The sequence below is a fragment of the Pseudomonas sp. YA1 genome (assembly GCF_058680555.1).
Window position 1 is genome coordinate 72,845 of sequence record NZ_JBZWBG010000013.1, and the last position, 15,136, is coordinate 87,980.

The window sequence follows — 15,136 nt, forward strand, 5'->3', positions numbered from 1 at the left end:
CCCCCATAGAAGACGATGCCCGCGATGCCACACCGCCAGCGCGCCAGTGACAAAGACCTCTGGAGCCGTACCCTGAGCCTGGTTTTCCTCGGATTCCTCTGTTACGCCTTCCCCTGGACGGTATTCGCCGCCCCCTTGCCGATCCCCTCGGACGACACGCCGGCGCTGCGCATCCAGGGTTCCAACACCATCGGCGCGAAGCTCCTGCCGGCCCTGGTCGAGGGCCTGATGGAAGAGGAAGGCCTGGAGGATATCCGCCGTACCCCCGGAGAACGGGAAAACGAACTCCATCTGCTCGGCAAGAGCCGCGACGGCCGCCTGGTGAGGGTGGAGCTATCCGCCCACGGTTCGAGCACCGGCTTCGCCGCCCTCCTCGAACGCCACGCCGAACTCGCCGCGGCCTCGCGCCCCGTCAAGGACAGCGAAGTTCGCGCCCTGGCCGGCTTCGGCGACCTGCGCAGCCCATATGCCGAGCAGGTGATCGCCATCGACGGACTGGCGATCATCCTGCATCCGGACAACCCGCTGGCCTCGCTGGACACCGCGCAACTGGCGGCGGTGTTCGCCGGCGAGATGCGTACCTGGGAAGAACTGGGGGGCAAGGGCGGCGCCATCCGCCTGTACGCTCGCGACGAACAGTCCGGCACCTACGACACCTTCAAGGAACTGGTGCTGGCCAGTCACGGCAAGAGCCTGGCCAGCGACGCCCGCCGCTTCGAATCCAACGATCGGCTGGCGGCCGCGGTGAGCGCCGATCCGCACGCCATCGGCTTCGTCGGCATCGCATCGGTGGGCCGGGCACGCGCCTTGGCCATCGCCGACGGCGAATCGCTGCCGATGGCGCCCCAGGAAAGCCTGATCGCCACCGAGGACTACCCGCTGTCGCGCCGCCTGTTCCTCTACCTGAAGCCCGGCGAGAAGAACCCCTGGGCCCAGGCCCTGGTACGTTTCGCCCAGGGCCCGCGCGGCCAGACGATCGTCACCCGCAGCGGCTTCGTCGCGCAGAAGATCCAGGCGGTGCAGATCGCACCGCGCCCGCAGATGCCCGCCGAATACCGCAAGCTCGCGGAACAGGCGCGGCGCCTGACGGTGAACTTCCGCTTCCAGGAAGGCAGCGCGCTGCTCGACAACAAGGCACTGCTCGACGTACAGCGTTTGCTGGACTACCTGCGGCAAAATCGGAAGTTGCAGGAGCGCACCGTGCTGGTGGGCTTCGGCGATCCCAAGTCCGACGCCGAGCGTTCGGTCCTGCTTTCGCGCCTGCGCGCCATGGCCGTGCGCCGCGAACTGGCCCGCGGCGGCGTGAGTTTCCGCGAGATCGCCGGCTTCGGCGACGAGTTGCCGGTCGCCAGCAACGACCAGGAACTGGGCCGACAGAAGAACCGACGGGTGGAAGTCTGGGTCTACTGAACGCTGTAGCACTTTGTAACTTCGCCGCTTTGCCGGCGCCCGGAGCCTGGTTTATTTTTTCCGAGTGACTGCGGGCCCCTCTGACGGTAAGCAATTGCCGCCATGTCGGAGTCACATGACCATCCGACAATTCGAAGCGAGGGGGCCCAATGGCAGCTCTGCATGCATTTCTCACCGAACCGTTCCTCGGTACGGCTACCTGGTTCTGGCTGGCCTTCCTGGCCATCGTCATCGTTCTCCTGGTCCTCGACCTCGGCGTGCTGCAACGCGACCACCACGAAATCGGCGTGCGCGAAAGCCTGCTGCTGTCCGCCGGCTACTTCGCCTGCGGCCTGGCCTTCGGCGGCTGGGTCTGGTACGCCTTCGGCCCCACCAGCGCGGTGGAGTACTACACCGGCTTCCTGGTCGAACAGTCGCTATCGATGGACAACGTGTTCGTCATGGCGATGATCTTCAGCTTCTTCGGCATCCCCCGCCGCTACCAGCACCAGGTGCTGTTCTGGGGCATCCTCGGCGCCATCGTCCTGCGGGCCATCATGATCGGCCTGGGCGCCGCGCTGGTGAAGGAATTCGACTGGATCATGTACGTGTTCGGCGCCTTCCTGCTGTTCAGCGGCGTGAAGATGCTGTTCAACAAGCACGAGGAAGAACCCGACCTGGAGCACAACCCGGTGCTGCGCTTCCTGCGCAAGCACATGCGGGTGACCAAGGAACTGCACGAGCATCACTTCTTCGTCCGCCTGCCGGACGCCAGCGGCAAGCTGGTGCGCTACGCCACCCCGCTGTTCTTCGCCCTGGTGCTGATCGAGCTGGCCGACCTGGTGTTCGCGGTGGACAGCGTGCCGGCGATCTTCGCCATCACCCAGGACCCGTTCATCGTCTACACCTCGAACATCTTCGCCATCCTCGGCCTGCGCGCCCTGTACTTCTCGCTGGCGGCGATGATCCACCGCTTCGTCTACCTGAAATACGCCCTGGCCCTGGTGCTGGTGTTCATCGGTGCGAAGATCATGCTCCACGGTGTGATCGGCAAGATTCCCGCCGGCCTCTCGCTTGGCGTAACCTTCGGCCTGCTGGCGGGCGGTATCCTGCTCTCCCTGCTGAAGACCCGCACGCCGAAAGCCACCGTCGAGGACAAGGCCGAACCGAATGCCGAACACGCTCTGGATCGAACGTCTGGACACCCACGCTGAACCTTTCTGGCGGGTCCGCCTCGGCACGCGTGGGATCTGCTTCCGCAACGAGCGGGCGGCCCGCGAGTTCGCCGCCCTGCTGCACAGCCGTCGCGCGTGGCAGCTGGAACGCAACGCCGAGGAAAAAGGGGCGGACTCCCCGGAATGAAAAAGGCCCGCATCCGCGGGCCTTTCCCCTATACCACAGCCGTCAGCGGCTGCTGCGCAGCATCTCCCTGGGCACGTACTTGCCCAGCTCGAACTTGCCGATCGCCGCGCGGTGCACCTCGTCCGGACCGTCGGCCAGGCGCAGGGTGCGCTGCATGGCGTACCAGTAGGCCAGCGGGAAGTCGTTGGAAACCCCGGCGCCACCATGCATCTGGATCGCCCGGTCGATCACCTTCAACGCCACGTTGGGCGCCACCACCTTGATCTGGGCGATTTCGCTCTGGGCAATCTTGTTGCCCACGGTATCCATCATGTAGGCGGCCTGCAGGGTCAGCAGGCGCGCCATGTTGATCTCCATCCGCGAGTCGGCGATGTGGTCGATGTTGCCGCCCAGGCGCGCCAGCGGCTTGCCGAACGCGGTACGGCTGACCGCGCGCTTGCACATCAGTTCGAGGGCGCGCTCGGCCATGCCGATGGAGCGCATGCAGTGGTGGATGCGGCCCGGGCCGAGGCGCCCCTGGGCGATCTCGAAACCGCGGCCCTCGCCGAGGATGACGTTCTCGTAGGGCACCCGCACGTTCTCGAACAGCACTTCGGCATGGCCATGCGGCGCGTCGTCGTAGCCGAACACCGGCAGCGGACGGAGGATCTTCACCCCGGGGGTGTCGACCGGTACCAGGATCATCGAGTGCTGCTGGTGGCGCGGCGCGTCCGGGTTGGTCAGGCCCATGAAGATCAGGATCTTGCAGCGCGGATCGCAGGCGCCGGAGGTCCACCACTTGCGTCCGTTGATCACCCAGTCGTCGCCCTGGCGCTCGGCGCGCGCCTCCATGTTGGTGGCGTCGGACGAGGCCACGCCCGGTTCGGTCATGGCGAAGGCCGAGCGGATCTCGCCGCTCAGCAGCGGTTCCAGCCAGGTACGCTTCTGCTCCTCGCTGCCGTAGCGCACCAGCACCTCCATGTTGCCGGTATCCGGCGCGGCACAGTTGAAGGGTTCCGGCCCGATCAGCGAACGGCCCATGATTTCCGCCAGCGGCGCGTATTCGTGGTTGGCCAGCCCGGCACCGTACTCGGACTCGGGCAGGAACAGGTTCCACAGCCCTTCGGCCTTGGCCTTGGCCTTCAGCTCTTCCATGATCGCCGTCGGCTGCCAGCGGTCGCCCTCGGCGACCTGGCGCTCGAACACGGCTTCGGCGGGATAGACATGCGCTTCCATGAACGCGCTGATGCGTTCACGCAGCTCCTGGACCTTGGGGGAATAGGCGAAATCCATGGGGGATACCTTCTGACGGGTTGGCAGGCGAGGCATCGGACAAAGGCGCTGGTAACGATGCCGGAACAGGGCTTAAGATTTGCCCAGTCTATTTTTTCCGTCCATGAACATTCATGATCCATATGGGGGTCATCCAAGCCCCCAATAACAAGAAAAGTCGCGGAGCCAGTGCCATGAACCTGAACAAAGTCGACCTGAACCTGTTCATCGTGTTCGATGCGATCTATACCGAAGCCAACCTGACCCGCGCCGGGCAGATCGTCGGCATCACCCAGCCAGCCGTATCCAACGCCCTTTCCCGCCTGCGCGAGACCTTCAACGACCCGCTGTTCGTGCGCACCGCCCAGGGCATGGTGCCGACCCCGATGGCGCAGAACATCATCGGCCCGGTGCGCAACGCGCTGCAGTTGCTGCGGGTTTCGGTGCAGGAGAGCCGCAGCTTCGATCCGCAGCAGGCGAACAAGACCTACCGCATCAGCATGACCGACCTCACCGAAGCGGTCATCCTCCCCCCGCTGTTCCAGCGCTTACGCCGCCTGGCGCCGAACGTGCATATCGAGAGCTTCCTCGCCAAGCGCCGCGAAACCACCAAGGAACTCGCCGCCGGCCGCCTCGACTTCGCCGTCGACGCGCCGCTGAACACCGATCCCCAGGTGCGCCACGTCAAGCTGATGGAGGACCGCTACGTCTGCGCCATGCGCCGCGGCCACCCACTGGCGGGCAAGCCGAAGCTGGCCCTGGACGATTACCTGGGCCTGACCCACATCCATATTTCCAGCCGCCGCAGCGGCCTCGGCTACATCGACCTGGCGCTGGGCAAGATGGGCATCCAGCGCAAGATCGCGCTGCGCTCGCAGCACTACCTGATGGCCTCCACGGTGGTCCAGCAGACCGACATGGCGATGACCGTGCCGGAACGCTTCGCCCGTCACCACGACCTGCACTACGCGGTGCTGCCGGTGAGCGACGTGCCGAAACTGGAAACCCACCTGTACTGGCACGAGAGCACTGACCAGGACCCGGCCAACCGCTGGATGCGCGAACAGATCATCGAGCTGTGCCAGCAGGTCACCGCGCGCGAGAACAAGGCGGCACAGCCGGCGTGAGCGCCTGCCAAGGGGCGTAGGGCGAACGAGGCCACAGTCGTTTGCTTCCGAGGTGCCTCAGCGCGCCCTCTCCCTGAAGGGAGAAGGCGCCGTTGCGGAAACGACGGATAGTCGCCGCTACAGGCTGCGCGCGATCACCAGGCGCTGCACGTCGCTGGTGCCCTCGTAGATCTGGCAGACCCGCACGTCCCGATAGATGCGTTCCACCGGGAAGTCCTTGAGGTAGCCATAGCCACCGAGGGTCTGGATCGCCGCAGAGCAGACTTCCTCGGCCATTTCCGAGGCGAACAGCTTGGCCATCGAGGCTTCGGTCAGACACGGCAGGCCGGCTTCGCGCAGGCTGGCGGCGTGGTGGACCATCTGCCGCGCCACGGCGATGCGGGTAGCCATGTCGGCCAGGCGGAAGGCCACTGCCTGGTGCTCGATGATCGGCTTGCCGAAGGTTTCCCGCTCGTGGGCGTAGTCGCGCGCCGCCTCGAACGCCGCGCGCGCCATGCCGACCGCCTGGGCGGCGATGCCGATACGGCCGCCTTCGAGGTTGGCCAGGGCGATGCGGTAGCCCTCGCCCTCCTCGCCCAGGCGCAGCGTGGCCGGGATACGCAGGTCGTTGAAGGCCAGCTGGCAGGTGTCCGAGGCGTGCTGGCCGAGCTTGTCCTCGATCCGCACCACCTCGTAGCCGGGCGTGTCGGTGGGCACGATGAACGCGCTGATGCCGCGCTTTCCGGCATCCGGATCGGTGACCGCGAAGACGATCACCATCCCCGCGTGGCTGCCCGAAGTGATGAACTGCTTGGCACCGTTCAGCACGTAGTGGTCACCGTCGCGGCGGGCGCGGGTCTTCAGGAAGCTCGCGTCGGAACCGGCCTGCGGCTCGGTCAGGGCGAAGGCGCCGAGCATCGAACCCTGGGCCAGCGGACGGAGGAAGCGCTCCTTCTGCTCGGCGCTGCCGAACTTGTGGATCGGCATGCAGCCGACCGAGTTGTGCACGCTCATGATGGTCGAGCAGGCGCCGTCGCCAGCGGCGATCTCCTCGAGGGCCATGGCGTAGGCCAGGTGCCCGGTCTGCGCGCCGCCCCACTCCTCGGGCACCAGCATGCCGAGGAAGCCGAGGTCGGCCATCTCGCGAATCGCCTCGGCCGGAAAACGGTGCTCGCGGTCCCAGTCGGCGGCGAACGGTTTCAGCCGTTCCTGGGCGAACTGCCGCGCCATGTCACGGATCTGGATCTCTTCTTCGCAGGGAATCATCGCGGGTTCCTCTTCTTCACTGCCTGCATCAGCGCAAGCGCTCGACGGCGATCGCGGTCGCCTCGCCGCCGCCGATGCAGACCGCCGCCACGCCGCGTTCCAGGTCGTACTGCTGCAGGGCGTTGAGCAGGGTCACGACGATCCGCGCGCCGGACGCGCCGATCGGATGGCCCAGCGCACAGGCGCCGCCGTGGACGTTGAGGCGCTCGTGGGACAGGTCGAGGTCGCGCATTGCCGCCATGCCGACCACGGCGAAGGCTTCGTTGACCTCGAACAGGTCGACCTCGCCCAGCGACCAGCCGGTACGCTGCATCAGGCGCTTCACCGCACCGACCGGCGCGGTGGGGAACAGGTTCGGCGCGTCGGCGAACGAAGCATGCCCACGAATCGCCGCCAACGGCGCGAGCCCGCGTCGCTCGGCCTCGGAAAGGCGCATCAGGACCAGCGCGGCGGCACCGTCGGAAATCGAACTGGAGTTGGCCGCGGTCACCGTGCCGCCTTCGCGGAACGCCGGCTTCAGGGTCGGGATCTTGTCCAGCCGGGCCTTCGGCGGCTGCTCGTCGCTATCCACCAGGCGCTCGGTCTTGCCGGCGGTGACCGTCAGCGGCACGATCTCGGCCTGGAAGCGCCCGTCGCGCATGGCTTGCTGCGCGCGGGTCAGCGAGGCCACGGCGAACTCGTCCTGTGCTTCGCGGGTGAAGCCGTAGGCCTCGGCGCAGTCCTCGGCGAAGGTGCCCATCAGGCGGCCTTTGTCGTAGGCGTCTTCGAGGCCGTCGAGGAACATGTGGTCGAGCACCTTGCCGTGGCCCATGCGGTAGCCGCTACGGGCGCGCTCCAGCAGGTAGGGCGCGTTGGACATGCTTTCCATGCCCCCGGCCAGCGCGACCCCGGCGCTGCCGGCGAGCAACGTGTCGTGGGCGAGCATCAGCGCCTTCATGCCCGAGCCACACATCTTGTTCAGCGTCGAGCACGGCGTGCCGCGCGCCAGTCCGGCGCCAAGCACCGCCTGGCGCGCCGGCGCCTGGCCCTGGCCGGCGGCGAGCACGCAGCCGAGCACGGCCTCGTCCACTTCGTCGGCTTGCAGGCGCGCCCGCTCCACCGCGGCGCGCACCGCCGCGGCGCCGAGGGTAGCGGCGCTGACGTCCTTGAAGTCGCCGAGGAAGCCGCCCATCGGGGTGCGGACGGCACTGACGATGACGATCGGATCTTCGCGGGTCATGGGATCTTCCTCCTGTATTAGCGGGCGGCCATGCGGATGGCGCCGTCGAGGCGAATCACTTCGCCGTTGAGCATGCTGTTCTCGATGATCTGCCGGACCAGCGCGGCGTATTCGTCCGGACGCCCCAGGCGCGGCGGGAACGGCACGCTGGCGCCGAGGGAGTCGCGCACCTCCTGGGGCATGCCGGCCATCATCGGTGTCTCGAAGATGCCCGGGGCGATGGTCATCACTCGGATGCCGAAGCGCGCCAGCTCGCGGGCGATGGGCAGGGTCATGCCGACCACCCCGCTCTTCGAGGCGGAATAGGCGGCCTGGCCGATCTGCCCGTCGAACGCCGCCACCGAGGCGGTATTGACGATCACCCCGCGCTCGCCGCCCTCGTCCGGCTGGCCCTGGGACATGGCCTCGGCGGCCAGGCGCAGCATGTTGAAGCTGCCCACCAGGTTGATGTCGATGACCCGGCGGAAACTCTCCAGGGCATGGATGCCATTGCGCCCTAGGACCTTCTCGGCCGGCGCCACGCCCGCGCAATTGGCCAGGCCATGGAGGCCGCCGAAGGCCTCCAGTGCAGTGGCCACGGCCTGGCGGCCGTCGGCCTCGCTGGCGATGTCGGCCCTGACGAAGCGCGCCTGGGCGCCAAGCTCGGCGGCCTTGGCCGCGCCGGCCTCGGCGTTGATGTCGGCCAGCACCACCTTGCCGCCCTGCTCCACCAGCATCTTCGCGGTGGCGGCGCCGAGCCCGGAGCTGCCGCCGGTGACCAGGAACACTCGATTTTCGATACGCACGTCGTTTTCTCCTGCTGAATCAGTTCGCGGCGGCCGCCTGTGGGGCCGCCTCGCGTTGCCGGGCGATCTCCTGGTTGCGCAGGAGAAAGCGCTGGATCTTGCCGCTGGGGGTCTTCGGCAGTTCCTCGAGGAACTCGATCTCCCGCGGGTAGGCGTGCGCCGACAGGCGCTGGCGCACGTATCGCTGCAGTTCGTCCGCCAGTTCCGGCGTCGGCCGGTGGCCGGCGCAGAGCACGACGAAGGCCTTGACCAGTTCGGTGCGCTCCGGGTCGGGCTTGCCGATCACCGCCGCCTCCATCACTGCCGGGTGTTCGATCAGCGCGCTCTCCACATCGAACGGGCCGACCCGGTAGCCAGAGGTGGTAATGACGTCGTCGGCGCGGCCGACGAAGCTGATGCTGCCGTCTTCGTTGAGTTCGACGGTATCGCCGCTCAGGTAGTAGTCGCCGACGAAGGCTGCGGTTTCCAGGCCCTGGTAGCCGGGGAACCACATCAGCGGCGAACGCCGCCGGTCGAGGGCGAGGATGCCCGGCTGGCCGGGCGGCAGTTCGTTGAGATCGTCGTCCAGCACTACCACCCGGTGCCCGGGACAGGCGAATCCGGCGGCGCCGACCCGCACCGGATGCGCCAGGGCATGGTGGTTGCACAGCACCATGCCCAGCTCGGTCTGCCCATAATGGTCGTGGATGGTGGTGCCGAGCCTGTCGGCGAACCAGCGGATCACCTCCGGCGTCAACGGCTCGCCGGCGCTGCTGACCGCGCGCAGGCGCCCTTTCAGCGCAGTTTCCGCGGCCGCGCCGGCGGCCATCAGCAGGCGATAGGCGGTGGGCGATCCGGCGAGGTTGGTGATGCCGTAGTCACGGATGATCCGGCAGGTGCTTTCCACGCTGAACGGCCCTTCGTAGAAGGTGGTCGGATGGCCCATGGCGAGGGGACCGGCAACCGCGTAGTAGAGGCCGTAGGCCCAGCCCGGATCGGCGAGGTTCCAGAAGGCGTCCTCGGGGCGCAGGTCCACCGCCTCGCGCAGGTAGCCGACGAAGGCGAGGATCGCCTTGAGCGGCACCGGCACCGGTTTGGCCAGGCCGGTGGTGCCGGAGGTGAACATCATCAGGAACGGATCCTCGCCGCTGCGCGGAACCGGCTCGAATTCGACCGGATAGCGCTCCAGCTCGGCCCAGAAGCTGAAATCGCCGCGACGGATGCCCTGCCCCTTCGGTCCGCCGACGGTGACGGCCAGAGGCGGATCGGCGAGTTCGTCGAGCTTGTCGCGATTGGCCGCATCGGTGACCAGCACCTTGCTGCCGGCGGTCGCCACGCGGTGTTCGATGGCCTTCGGGCCGAAGGCGGTGAACAGCGGCTGGTACACCGCGCCCAGGCGCCAGGCGCCGAGGATGGTGACCAGCAGCTCGGGCGTGCGCGGCAACAGGCCGGCGACGCAATCGCCCGGGCGTACGCCCTGGGCCTGGAGGAAATTGGCGAAACGTCCGGAGAGCGCTTTCAGCTCGCTGAAGGTATAGCTGGCGCGACTGCCATCCTTGCCCTCCCAGAACAACGCGATCCGACCCGGCAGGGCATGCCGGTCGCAGCATTCGACGCAGGCGTTGAGCGCCTGGAGCGTGCCGGAAAGCGTGGCGGCGGCGGTCCGCTGCAAGTCGAACCCGGCGGCAGTGGTGGCGTAGTCGCGCATTGCAGAACTCCTCGGCTTGTTTTTGTATGGAGTAGCCGGAATCTTCACGCCGTGGCTGGCGCGGGGCAATGTCGAAAGGCTTCAATCTGCCTGAGCGGTTTGGACAATCCGTGCTGGCCGCCTGCCCCGCCGAACCGTTCGCGACATACGGCGGATGACGCTGCGCGGGCATTCACCCTATCGATGGCCGAGCGTTTCGGACAAGACGCCTGACGACTCGGCCGACGCGGTTTCCGCCGCGACCTGCGTCCGGTACTGCCCGGGGGTCGAGCCGGTCCACTTCTTGAACGCCTTGTGGAACGCGCTGCCATCGGCGAAGCCCAGCTCCAGCGCCAGTTCGGCGAAATTCGCCGCGCCGGCGTCCAGCCGCGCGATGGCCAGGTCGCGGCGGACCTGGTCCTTCAGCGCCTGGTAGCTCTGCCCTTCCAGGGACAGCTTGCGGCGCAGGGTCGAGGGCGCCATGAAGAAATGCCCGGCGAGCGCGTCCGCGTCCGGCCAGCGTCCCGGCCGCAGGCTGCGCAGGTAGGCCTTGATCCGCGCCGCCAGGCTCTGCGGATCGCGATAGCGGACCAGGATGTTGGCCGGCGCGCCGAGCAGGAAGCGCCGCAGCTCCCGCTTGTCGCGGCGGACCGGCAAGGCCAGGCAGTCGGCATTGAACAGCAGACGGCTGAGGGGACGGGAGAAACGCAGGTTGTCGCTGAACATCACCCGGTAGTCCTCGATGTAGTCCGGCTGCGGACAGCGCAGGTCGATGGCCAGGATCGGGATGCGCCGGCCGACCAGCCAGCAGGCCAGGCCATGGGTGATCATCCACAGGGTGAAGTAGGACAGCGCTCGCCCGTACCGGCCCGGCGCCTCGTCGAGGACGATTTCCGCCAGGCCGCCGCGGCGCTGCAGGCGCGGCTGGAAGTCGTCGAACTGCAGGCAGAGGAATCGCAGGATGCCGGTCAGCGCCGGCTCCAGGGTCTGCTCGTGAATCGCACAGCGGCTCATGAAAGCGAAGCTGCCACTCTTCAGGCGCCGCGCGTCCATGCCGAAGAACTCGTCGTCCATGCGCCGAGCGAGATCCAGCCAGAGCCGCGAATAGGCGTGCGAGGTGACCCGCGCGTAGGGTTTGCCGAGCAGCTGCGGATCGATACCGGCGGCCTGGAGGACCTCCCCCTCCTCGCCGCCCTGCCGGCGCCACTCCACCAGCGCCTCGCCGACCAGGCGCACCGAGATGGTGCCCTTGGTGCTCGCCTGAGTCTCGCCGTCGTTCTTCACCCGCCCCTCTCGCCTCGCTGCGCGCCGCCCGCCACCTTAGCGCAGGAGCGGGGCGCGGCTCCATCCTCTCAATCGCGCCCCTGGCGCAGCGCGAGTAGGCGAATCTCTTCGATGCTGATCTCGCGCATGCGGAACTTCTGGATCTTGCCGGTAACGGTCATCGGGAACTCGTCGACGAACTTGAAGTGGCGCGGGATCTTGAAGTGAGCGATACGCGCCTTGCAGAACGCCCGCAACTGTTCGTCATCGGCGTGGTGGCCCGGATGCAGCTTGATCCAGGCGACGATTTCCTCGCCATAGCGCTCGTCGGGGATGCCGATCACCTGCACGTCGGCCACCGCCGGGTGAGTGAAGAAGAACTCCTCCAGTTCGCGCGGATAGATGTTCTCGCCGCCGCGGATGATCATGTCCTTGCTGCGCCCGACGATCCGCACGTAGCCGTCGTCGTCCATCACCGCCAGGTCGCCGGTGTGCATCCAGCGCGCCGGGTCGATGGCCTCGGCGGTGGCCTGGGGGTCGTTCCAGTAGCCGAGCATCACGCTGTAGCCGCGGGTGCACAGCTCGCCGATCTCGCCGCGCGGCACCACCCTGCCCGTCTGGTCGACGATCTTGCTCTCCAGCCTCGGCTGGGTGCGTCCGACAGTGGTCACGCGCAGCTCCAGGCCATCGTCCGGACCGGTCTGCAGCGACACCGGGCTGGTCTCGGTCATGCCGTAGGCGATCTGCACCTCGGCCATGTGCATGTCGCCAATGACCCGCCGCATCACCTCGATCGGGCAGGTGGCGCCGGCCATGATTCCGGTGCGCAGGCTGGAAAGGTCGAATTCGCGGCGGCGCGGATGATCCAGCTCGGCGATGAACATGGTCGGTACCCCGTACAGCGCGGTGGCGCGCTCCTCGGCCACGGCCAGCAGGGTCGCCTCGGCGTCGAAGCTGGGCGCCGGGTAGATCATGGTCGAGCCGTGGGTGACGCAGCCGAGGTTGCCCATCACCATGCCGAAGCAGTGATACAGCGGCACCGGGATCACCAGGCGGTCTTCCGCGCCGAGTCCGAGGCTTTCGCCGACCATGTAGCCGTTGTTGAGGATGTTGTAGTGGCTGAGGGTGGCGCCCTTGGGGAAGCCGGTGGTACCGGAGGTGTACTGGATGTTGATCGGCTCGTCGAACTGTAGCGAGGCCTGGCGCTGGCGCAGTTCCTCGGCGCCTACCGCGGCGGCCAGCCCCGGCAGGCCCTGCCAGTGCAGGAAGCCCGCCGGCGCCCGCTCGGCCAGGCTGATCACGCCGCGCAGCTCCGGCAGGCGCTCGCTGGCCAGTTCGCCCGGACGTGCCCGCGCCAGCTCCGGCAGCAGGTCGCCGAGCATCGCGTGGTAGTCGCTGGTCTTGAAGGCGTCGGCGCAGATCAGCCAGTTGCAACCGGACTGCTTGAGGGCGTACTCCAGCTCGCTGCTGCGGTATGCCGGGTTGATGTTCACCAGGACCGCGCCGACCTTGGCGCTGGCGAACTGGGTAATGCACCATTCGGCGCAGTTCGGCGCCCAGATCCCCAGGCGCTCGCCGGGGCGCAGGCCCAGGGCGATGAAGGCGCGGGCGTAGGTATCGACCCGCTCCGCCAGTTGCCGCCAGCTGTAGCGCAGGCGTTGATGCCGCACCACCAGCGCCTCGCGCTCGGCATGATGCGCGACGGTGGCATCGAAGGCGTCGCCGACGGTGGTCGCCAGCAAGGCGACATCCTGGCGACCCGAGGTATAGCTCGGCTGATTCATGGCTTTCCCTTGTTGTGGTTGTTCTGGGAATGTCGCTGAACCGTCGTCCTGCGCCGCCGGGGCGCTACGACGGACACCGGCGAACGGTGTCGGTGAAGTCGATGAGCATGTTTACGTTAACGTAAAGGTAAACGCAAGAGGCTTGCCCGCCCGGGGCCGCTGGTCCCGGCGTGAACCAGCGGAACGGCGTACAATGGGCGGTTTTTCACAGGAGCACAGCATGACCCCGGAAATCGCCATCGGCCTGGTGACGGCCCTCGGCCTCGGTGCGCTGGTCGGTCTCGAGCGGCAATGGCGACAACGCTCTTCCGGCATGGCCACCCACGCGATGGTCGCACTCGGTGCGGCCAGCTTCTCGATCCTGCCGCTGTTGCTCGACAACGAGGTCAGCGTGACCCGCATGGCGGCCCAGGTAGTCAGCGGCATCGGTTTTCTCGGCGCCGGCGTGATCATGCGCGACGGCCTCAGCGTACGCGGCCTGAGCACTGCGGCGAGCATCTGGAGCACCGGCGCGATCGGCGTACTGGCCGGCAGCGGTTTCATCCTGGCGGCCTGCATGACGACCGCGCTGATCGTCATCGCCAACCTGTTCCTGCCCGCTCTCGGCCGGGTGGTGGACCGCCACACCTCGGGCGAGGCCGAGCAGGAGCGCTTCTACCAGATCAGCGTGTCCTGCGAGGCGCGCAACGAAGCGCTGGTGCGCATGCAGTTGCTGCAACGCATGGGCGACAACCGCCTGAATCTGCAGAGCCTGGAAAGCCACGCGCTGAAAGGCAGCGGCAACGTGGAAGTGAACGCCGTGGTGTTCACCCTGCACAAGGAGGATTCGCTGGTGGAACAGATGGTCGGCGAGCTGTGCCTGGCACCGCAGGTCACCGCCGCCAGTTGGGTGATGAATCCCGCCGCGGAATGAACCGGCGAATTTAGGTTGCCCATTCTAGACGCTTCGCCGCAGTCTTTTCCCACCTCCAGACAAGAACAAGCCGGAGTGAACCACACCACCACTGCCTGTTTCGTGGACGGGGCGAGCCGCCCCGCGGGGAGGAGTCATGCGCTTGCGTTGTTTCTTGCGAGGTTGCCGCTGGGACGAAGGTAGCCTGGTCACGGTAGGCCCCGACCTGATGCTGCGCCAACGTTGCCGGCGTTGCGGTGCCCATCGCTATCTCAGCGTCGAGGCGCAGCCCGAGGAAGCCTGAGCGACGCCGGTCGCGTCCAGGCGTCGAGCGGCTGGCCCTTCAGCGCAGGACCAGGCTGGCCCGGGTGCGCAGGTAGCTCTGCCGGTAGACCACGCTGTTGGCCGGACTGGCGGTATATACCAGGGAGTACATCGCGCGCTGTCCCAGGGCCATCGCCACGATCTGGGTCAGCAGCACCTCGTTGCCCTGGCTGATCCGGCAGTGGGTCTCCAGCGATGCCAGGCCGCCGAGGTTCGAGCGGATCGGCGTGGTGCAGCGCGAGCCCAGCCCGGCCTTGCGGTAGCCCGACTGGACGACGTCGAAGACGCTCTGGAACTGGCCGTCGATCTCCACCGACTCCTCTTCCATCATCTTCAGGCTGAGCAACTCGATGCTGGCTTCCTTCTCACCTCCCGGCCCGAGCTTGGTCGCCAGTTGCCGGGAGCCCAGTTGCTCCACGTCGCTGGCCTCGGGCGGGATGCTCTCGGTGATCACCTGCCAGCCGGCCGGCCAGTCGACCTCGGGCTGATAGCCACTGCTGGCGCAACCCGCCACAAGCCCCGCCACTACCACCAGCGCCAAGCCGGACGCCCTGCTTCTCATAGCATTTCCTTACTCGCAAAACCCATCGGAGGGAAAGGTCGGACCTGTCGCCATGGCGCCGTCCGCGCAGTCTCCGAGCCCATGGCGACAAGGTTCCCAGCTTACCGGAGAGACGGCGCGCGCCAAGGCGCAAGCCTGAACAAGCTAGCCGACTTGGCGAGGAACGCACAAATTTCATCGGCTGGCGTACAGGTATGGGACATCGGTACCAATAGCGAAGTCGCGCAATCCGTCAGTTTTTTTTGAATTTTTGCCATTGGAAAAAGT

14 protein-coding genes are annotated in these 15,136 nt (G+C 67.2%); 6 read left to right on the top strand and 8 right to left on the bottom strand.

What is annotated here, in order from left to right:
• Positions 1-15: 15 nt before the first annotated feature.
• The 3 genes from AC4OR5_RS19295 (at position 16) to AC4OR5_RS19305 (ending at position 2,751) form a co-directional block, all read left to right on the top strand.
• Positions 16-1,410, top strand: coding sequence for a substrate-binding domain-containing protein (locus tag AC4OR5_RS19295; RefSeq protein ID WP_079382116.1), 1,395 nt, complete (start codon positions 16-18; stop codon positions 1,408-1,410).
• A 149-nt stretch (positions 1,411-1,559) separates the two neighbouring features.
• A complete protein-coding gene (locus tag AC4OR5_RS19300) occupies positions 1,560-2,603 on the top strand; it encodes a TerC family protein (protein WP_003104462.1) in 1,044 nt (347 codons plus the stop codon).
• Entirely contained in the window at positions 2,560-2,751 is a 192-nt protein-coding gene (locus tag AC4OR5_RS19305; RefSeq protein WP_003089995.1) for a hypothetical protein, read from the top strand. The genes AC4OR5_RS19300 and AC4OR5_RS19305 overlap by 44 nt, the downstream gene beginning before the upstream one ends.
• Before the next feature lie 42 nt (positions 2,752-2,793).
• Here the strand turns inward: AC4OR5_RS19305 and AC4OR5_RS19310 are convergent, their stop codons facing one another.
• Positions 2,794-4,023: an acyl-CoA dehydrogenase gene (locus AC4OR5_RS19310; protein ID WP_058155687.1), complete on the bottom strand. Its 1,230-nt coding sequence runs from the start codon at positions 4,021-4,023 to the stop codon at positions 2,794-2,796.
• A gap of 173 nt (positions 4,024-4,196) precedes the next feature.
• On the opposite strand from AC4OR5_RS19310, the gene AC4OR5_RS19315 reads away from it, so the two are divergent.
• A complete protein-coding gene (locus AC4OR5_RS19315; protein ID WP_003090000.1) occupies positions 4,197-5,129 on the top strand; it encodes a LysR family transcriptional regulator in 933 nt (310 codons plus the stop codon).
• Between the two features lie 117 nt (positions 5,130-5,246).
• Here AC4OR5_RS19315 and AC4OR5_RS19320 read toward each other — a convergent pair whose 3' ends face one another.
• The 6 genes from AC4OR5_RS19320 to AC4OR5_RS19345 form a co-directional block, all read right to left on the bottom strand.
• Entirely contained in the window at positions 5,247-6,374 is a 1,128-nt protein-coding gene (locus tag AC4OR5_RS19320) for an acyl-CoA dehydrogenase family protein (RefSeq protein ID WP_003090001.1), read from the bottom strand.
• A 28-nt stretch (positions 6,375-6,402) separates the two neighbouring features.
• Positions 6,403-7,593: an acetyl-CoA C-acyltransferase gene (locus AC4OR5_RS19325; protein ID WP_058155689.1), complete on the bottom strand. Its 1,191-nt coding sequence runs from the start codon at positions 7,591-7,593 to the stop codon at positions 6,403-6,405.
• A gap of 17 nt (positions 7,594-7,610) precedes the next feature.
• A complete protein-coding gene (locus tag AC4OR5_RS19330) occupies positions 7,611-8,378 on the bottom strand; it encodes a 3-hydroxyacyl-CoA dehydrogenase (RefSeq protein ID WP_003090005.1) in 768 nt (255 codons plus the stop codon).
• 19 nt (positions 8,379-8,397) lie between these two features.
• On the bottom strand, positions 8,398-10,065 hold the full coding sequence (locus AC4OR5_RS19335) for an acyl-CoA synthetase (RefSeq protein WP_023097536.1): 1,668 nt from the start codon (positions 10,063-10,065) through the stop codon (positions 8,398-8,400).
• A 177-nt stretch (positions 10,066-10,242) separates the two neighbouring features.
• Positions 10,243-11,328, bottom strand: coding sequence for an AraC family transcriptional regulator (locus tag AC4OR5_RS19340; RefSeq protein ID WP_009314135.1), 1,086 nt, complete (start codon positions 11,326-11,328; stop codon positions 10,243-10,245).
• A 68-nt stretch (positions 11,329-11,396) separates the two neighbouring features.
• Entirely contained in the window at positions 11,397-13,091 is a 1,695-nt protein-coding gene (locus AC4OR5_RS19345; protein ID WP_058155693.1) for an AMP-binding protein, read from the bottom strand.
• 220 nt (positions 13,092-13,311) lie between these two features.
• Between AC4OR5_RS19345 and AC4OR5_RS19350 the strand changes: the two genes are divergently transcribed.
• Both AC4OR5_RS19350 and AC4OR5_RS19355 read left to right on the top strand, forming a co-directional pair.
• Positions 13,312-14,004, top strand: coding sequence for an MgtC/SapB family protein (locus tag AC4OR5_RS19350; protein ID WP_003102512.1), 693 nt, complete (start codon positions 13,312-13,314; stop codon positions 14,002-14,004).
• Between the two features lie 136 nt (positions 14,005-14,140).
• Positions 14,141-14,287: a PSPA7_2676 family Cys-rich small protein gene (locus AC4OR5_RS19355; RefSeq protein WP_023091698.1), complete on the top strand. Its 147-nt coding sequence runs from the start codon at positions 14,141-14,143 to the stop codon at positions 14,285-14,287.
• A 39-nt stretch (positions 14,288-14,326) separates the two neighbouring features.
• Here AC4OR5_RS19355 and AC4OR5_RS19360 read toward each other — a convergent pair whose 3' ends face one another.
• Positions 14,327-14,869 carry a DUF4946 domain-containing protein gene (locus AC4OR5_RS19360; RefSeq protein WP_023106557.1) on the bottom strand — a complete coding sequence of 181 codons (543 nt, stop codon included), beginning with the start codon at positions 14,867-14,869 and terminating at the stop codon, positions 14,327-14,329.
• Positions 14,870-15,136 lie beyond the last annotated feature (267 nt).

What these genes read in the sequence shown, in the direction of transcription:
- AC4OR5_RS19355 (WP_023091698.1), top strand. Translation starts at nt 14,141, where the DNA reads ATGCGCTTGCGTTGTTTCTTGCGAGGTTGCCGCTGGGACGAAGGTAGC.
- AC4OR5_RS19350 (WP_003102512.1), top strand. Translation starts at nt 13,312, where the DNA reads ATGACCCCGGAAATCGCCATCGGCCTGGTGACGGCCCTCGGCCTCGGT.
- AC4OR5_RS19295 (WP_079382116.1), top strand. Translation starts at nt 16, where the DNA reads ATGCCCGCGATGCCACACCGCCAGCGCGCCAGTGACAAAGACCTCTGG.
- AC4OR5_RS19310 (WP_058155687.1), bottom strand. Translation starts at nt 4,023, where the DNA reads ATGGATTTCGCCTATTCCCCCAAGGTCCAGGAGCTGCGTGAACGCATC.
- AC4OR5_RS19305 (WP_003089995.1), top strand. Translation starts at nt 2,560, where the DNA reads ATGCCGAACACGCTCTGGATCGAACGTCTGGACACCCACGCTGAACCT.
- AC4OR5_RS19335 (WP_023097536.1), bottom strand. Translation starts at nt 10,065, where the DNA reads ATGCGCGACTACGCCACCACTGCCGCCGGGTTCGACTTGCAGCGGACC.
- AC4OR5_RS19300 (WP_003104462.1), top strand. Translation starts at nt 1,560, where the DNA reads ATGGCAGCTCTGCATGCATTTCTCACCGAACCGTTCCTCGGTACGGCT.
- AC4OR5_RS19360 (WP_023106557.1), bottom strand. Translation starts at nt 14,869, where the DNA reads ATGAGAAGCAGGGCGTCCGGCTTGGCGCTGGTGGTAGTGGCGGGGCTT.
- AC4OR5_RS19345 (WP_058155693.1), bottom strand. Translation starts at nt 13,091, where the DNA reads ATGAATCAGCCGAGCTATACCTCGGGTCGCCAGGATGTCGCCTTGCTG.
- AC4OR5_RS19320 (WP_003090001.1), bottom strand. Translation starts at nt 6,374, where the DNA reads ATGATTCCCTGCGAAGAAGAGATCCAGATCCGTGACATGGCGCGGCAG.
- AC4OR5_RS19315 (WP_003090000.1), top strand. Translation starts at nt 4,197, where the DNA reads ATGAACCTGAACAAAGTCGACCTGAACCTGTTCATCGTGTTCGATGCG.
- AC4OR5_RS19325 (WP_058155689.1), bottom strand. Translation starts at nt 7,593, where the DNA reads ATGACCCGCGAAGATCCGATCGTCATCGTCAGTGCCGTCCGCACCCCG.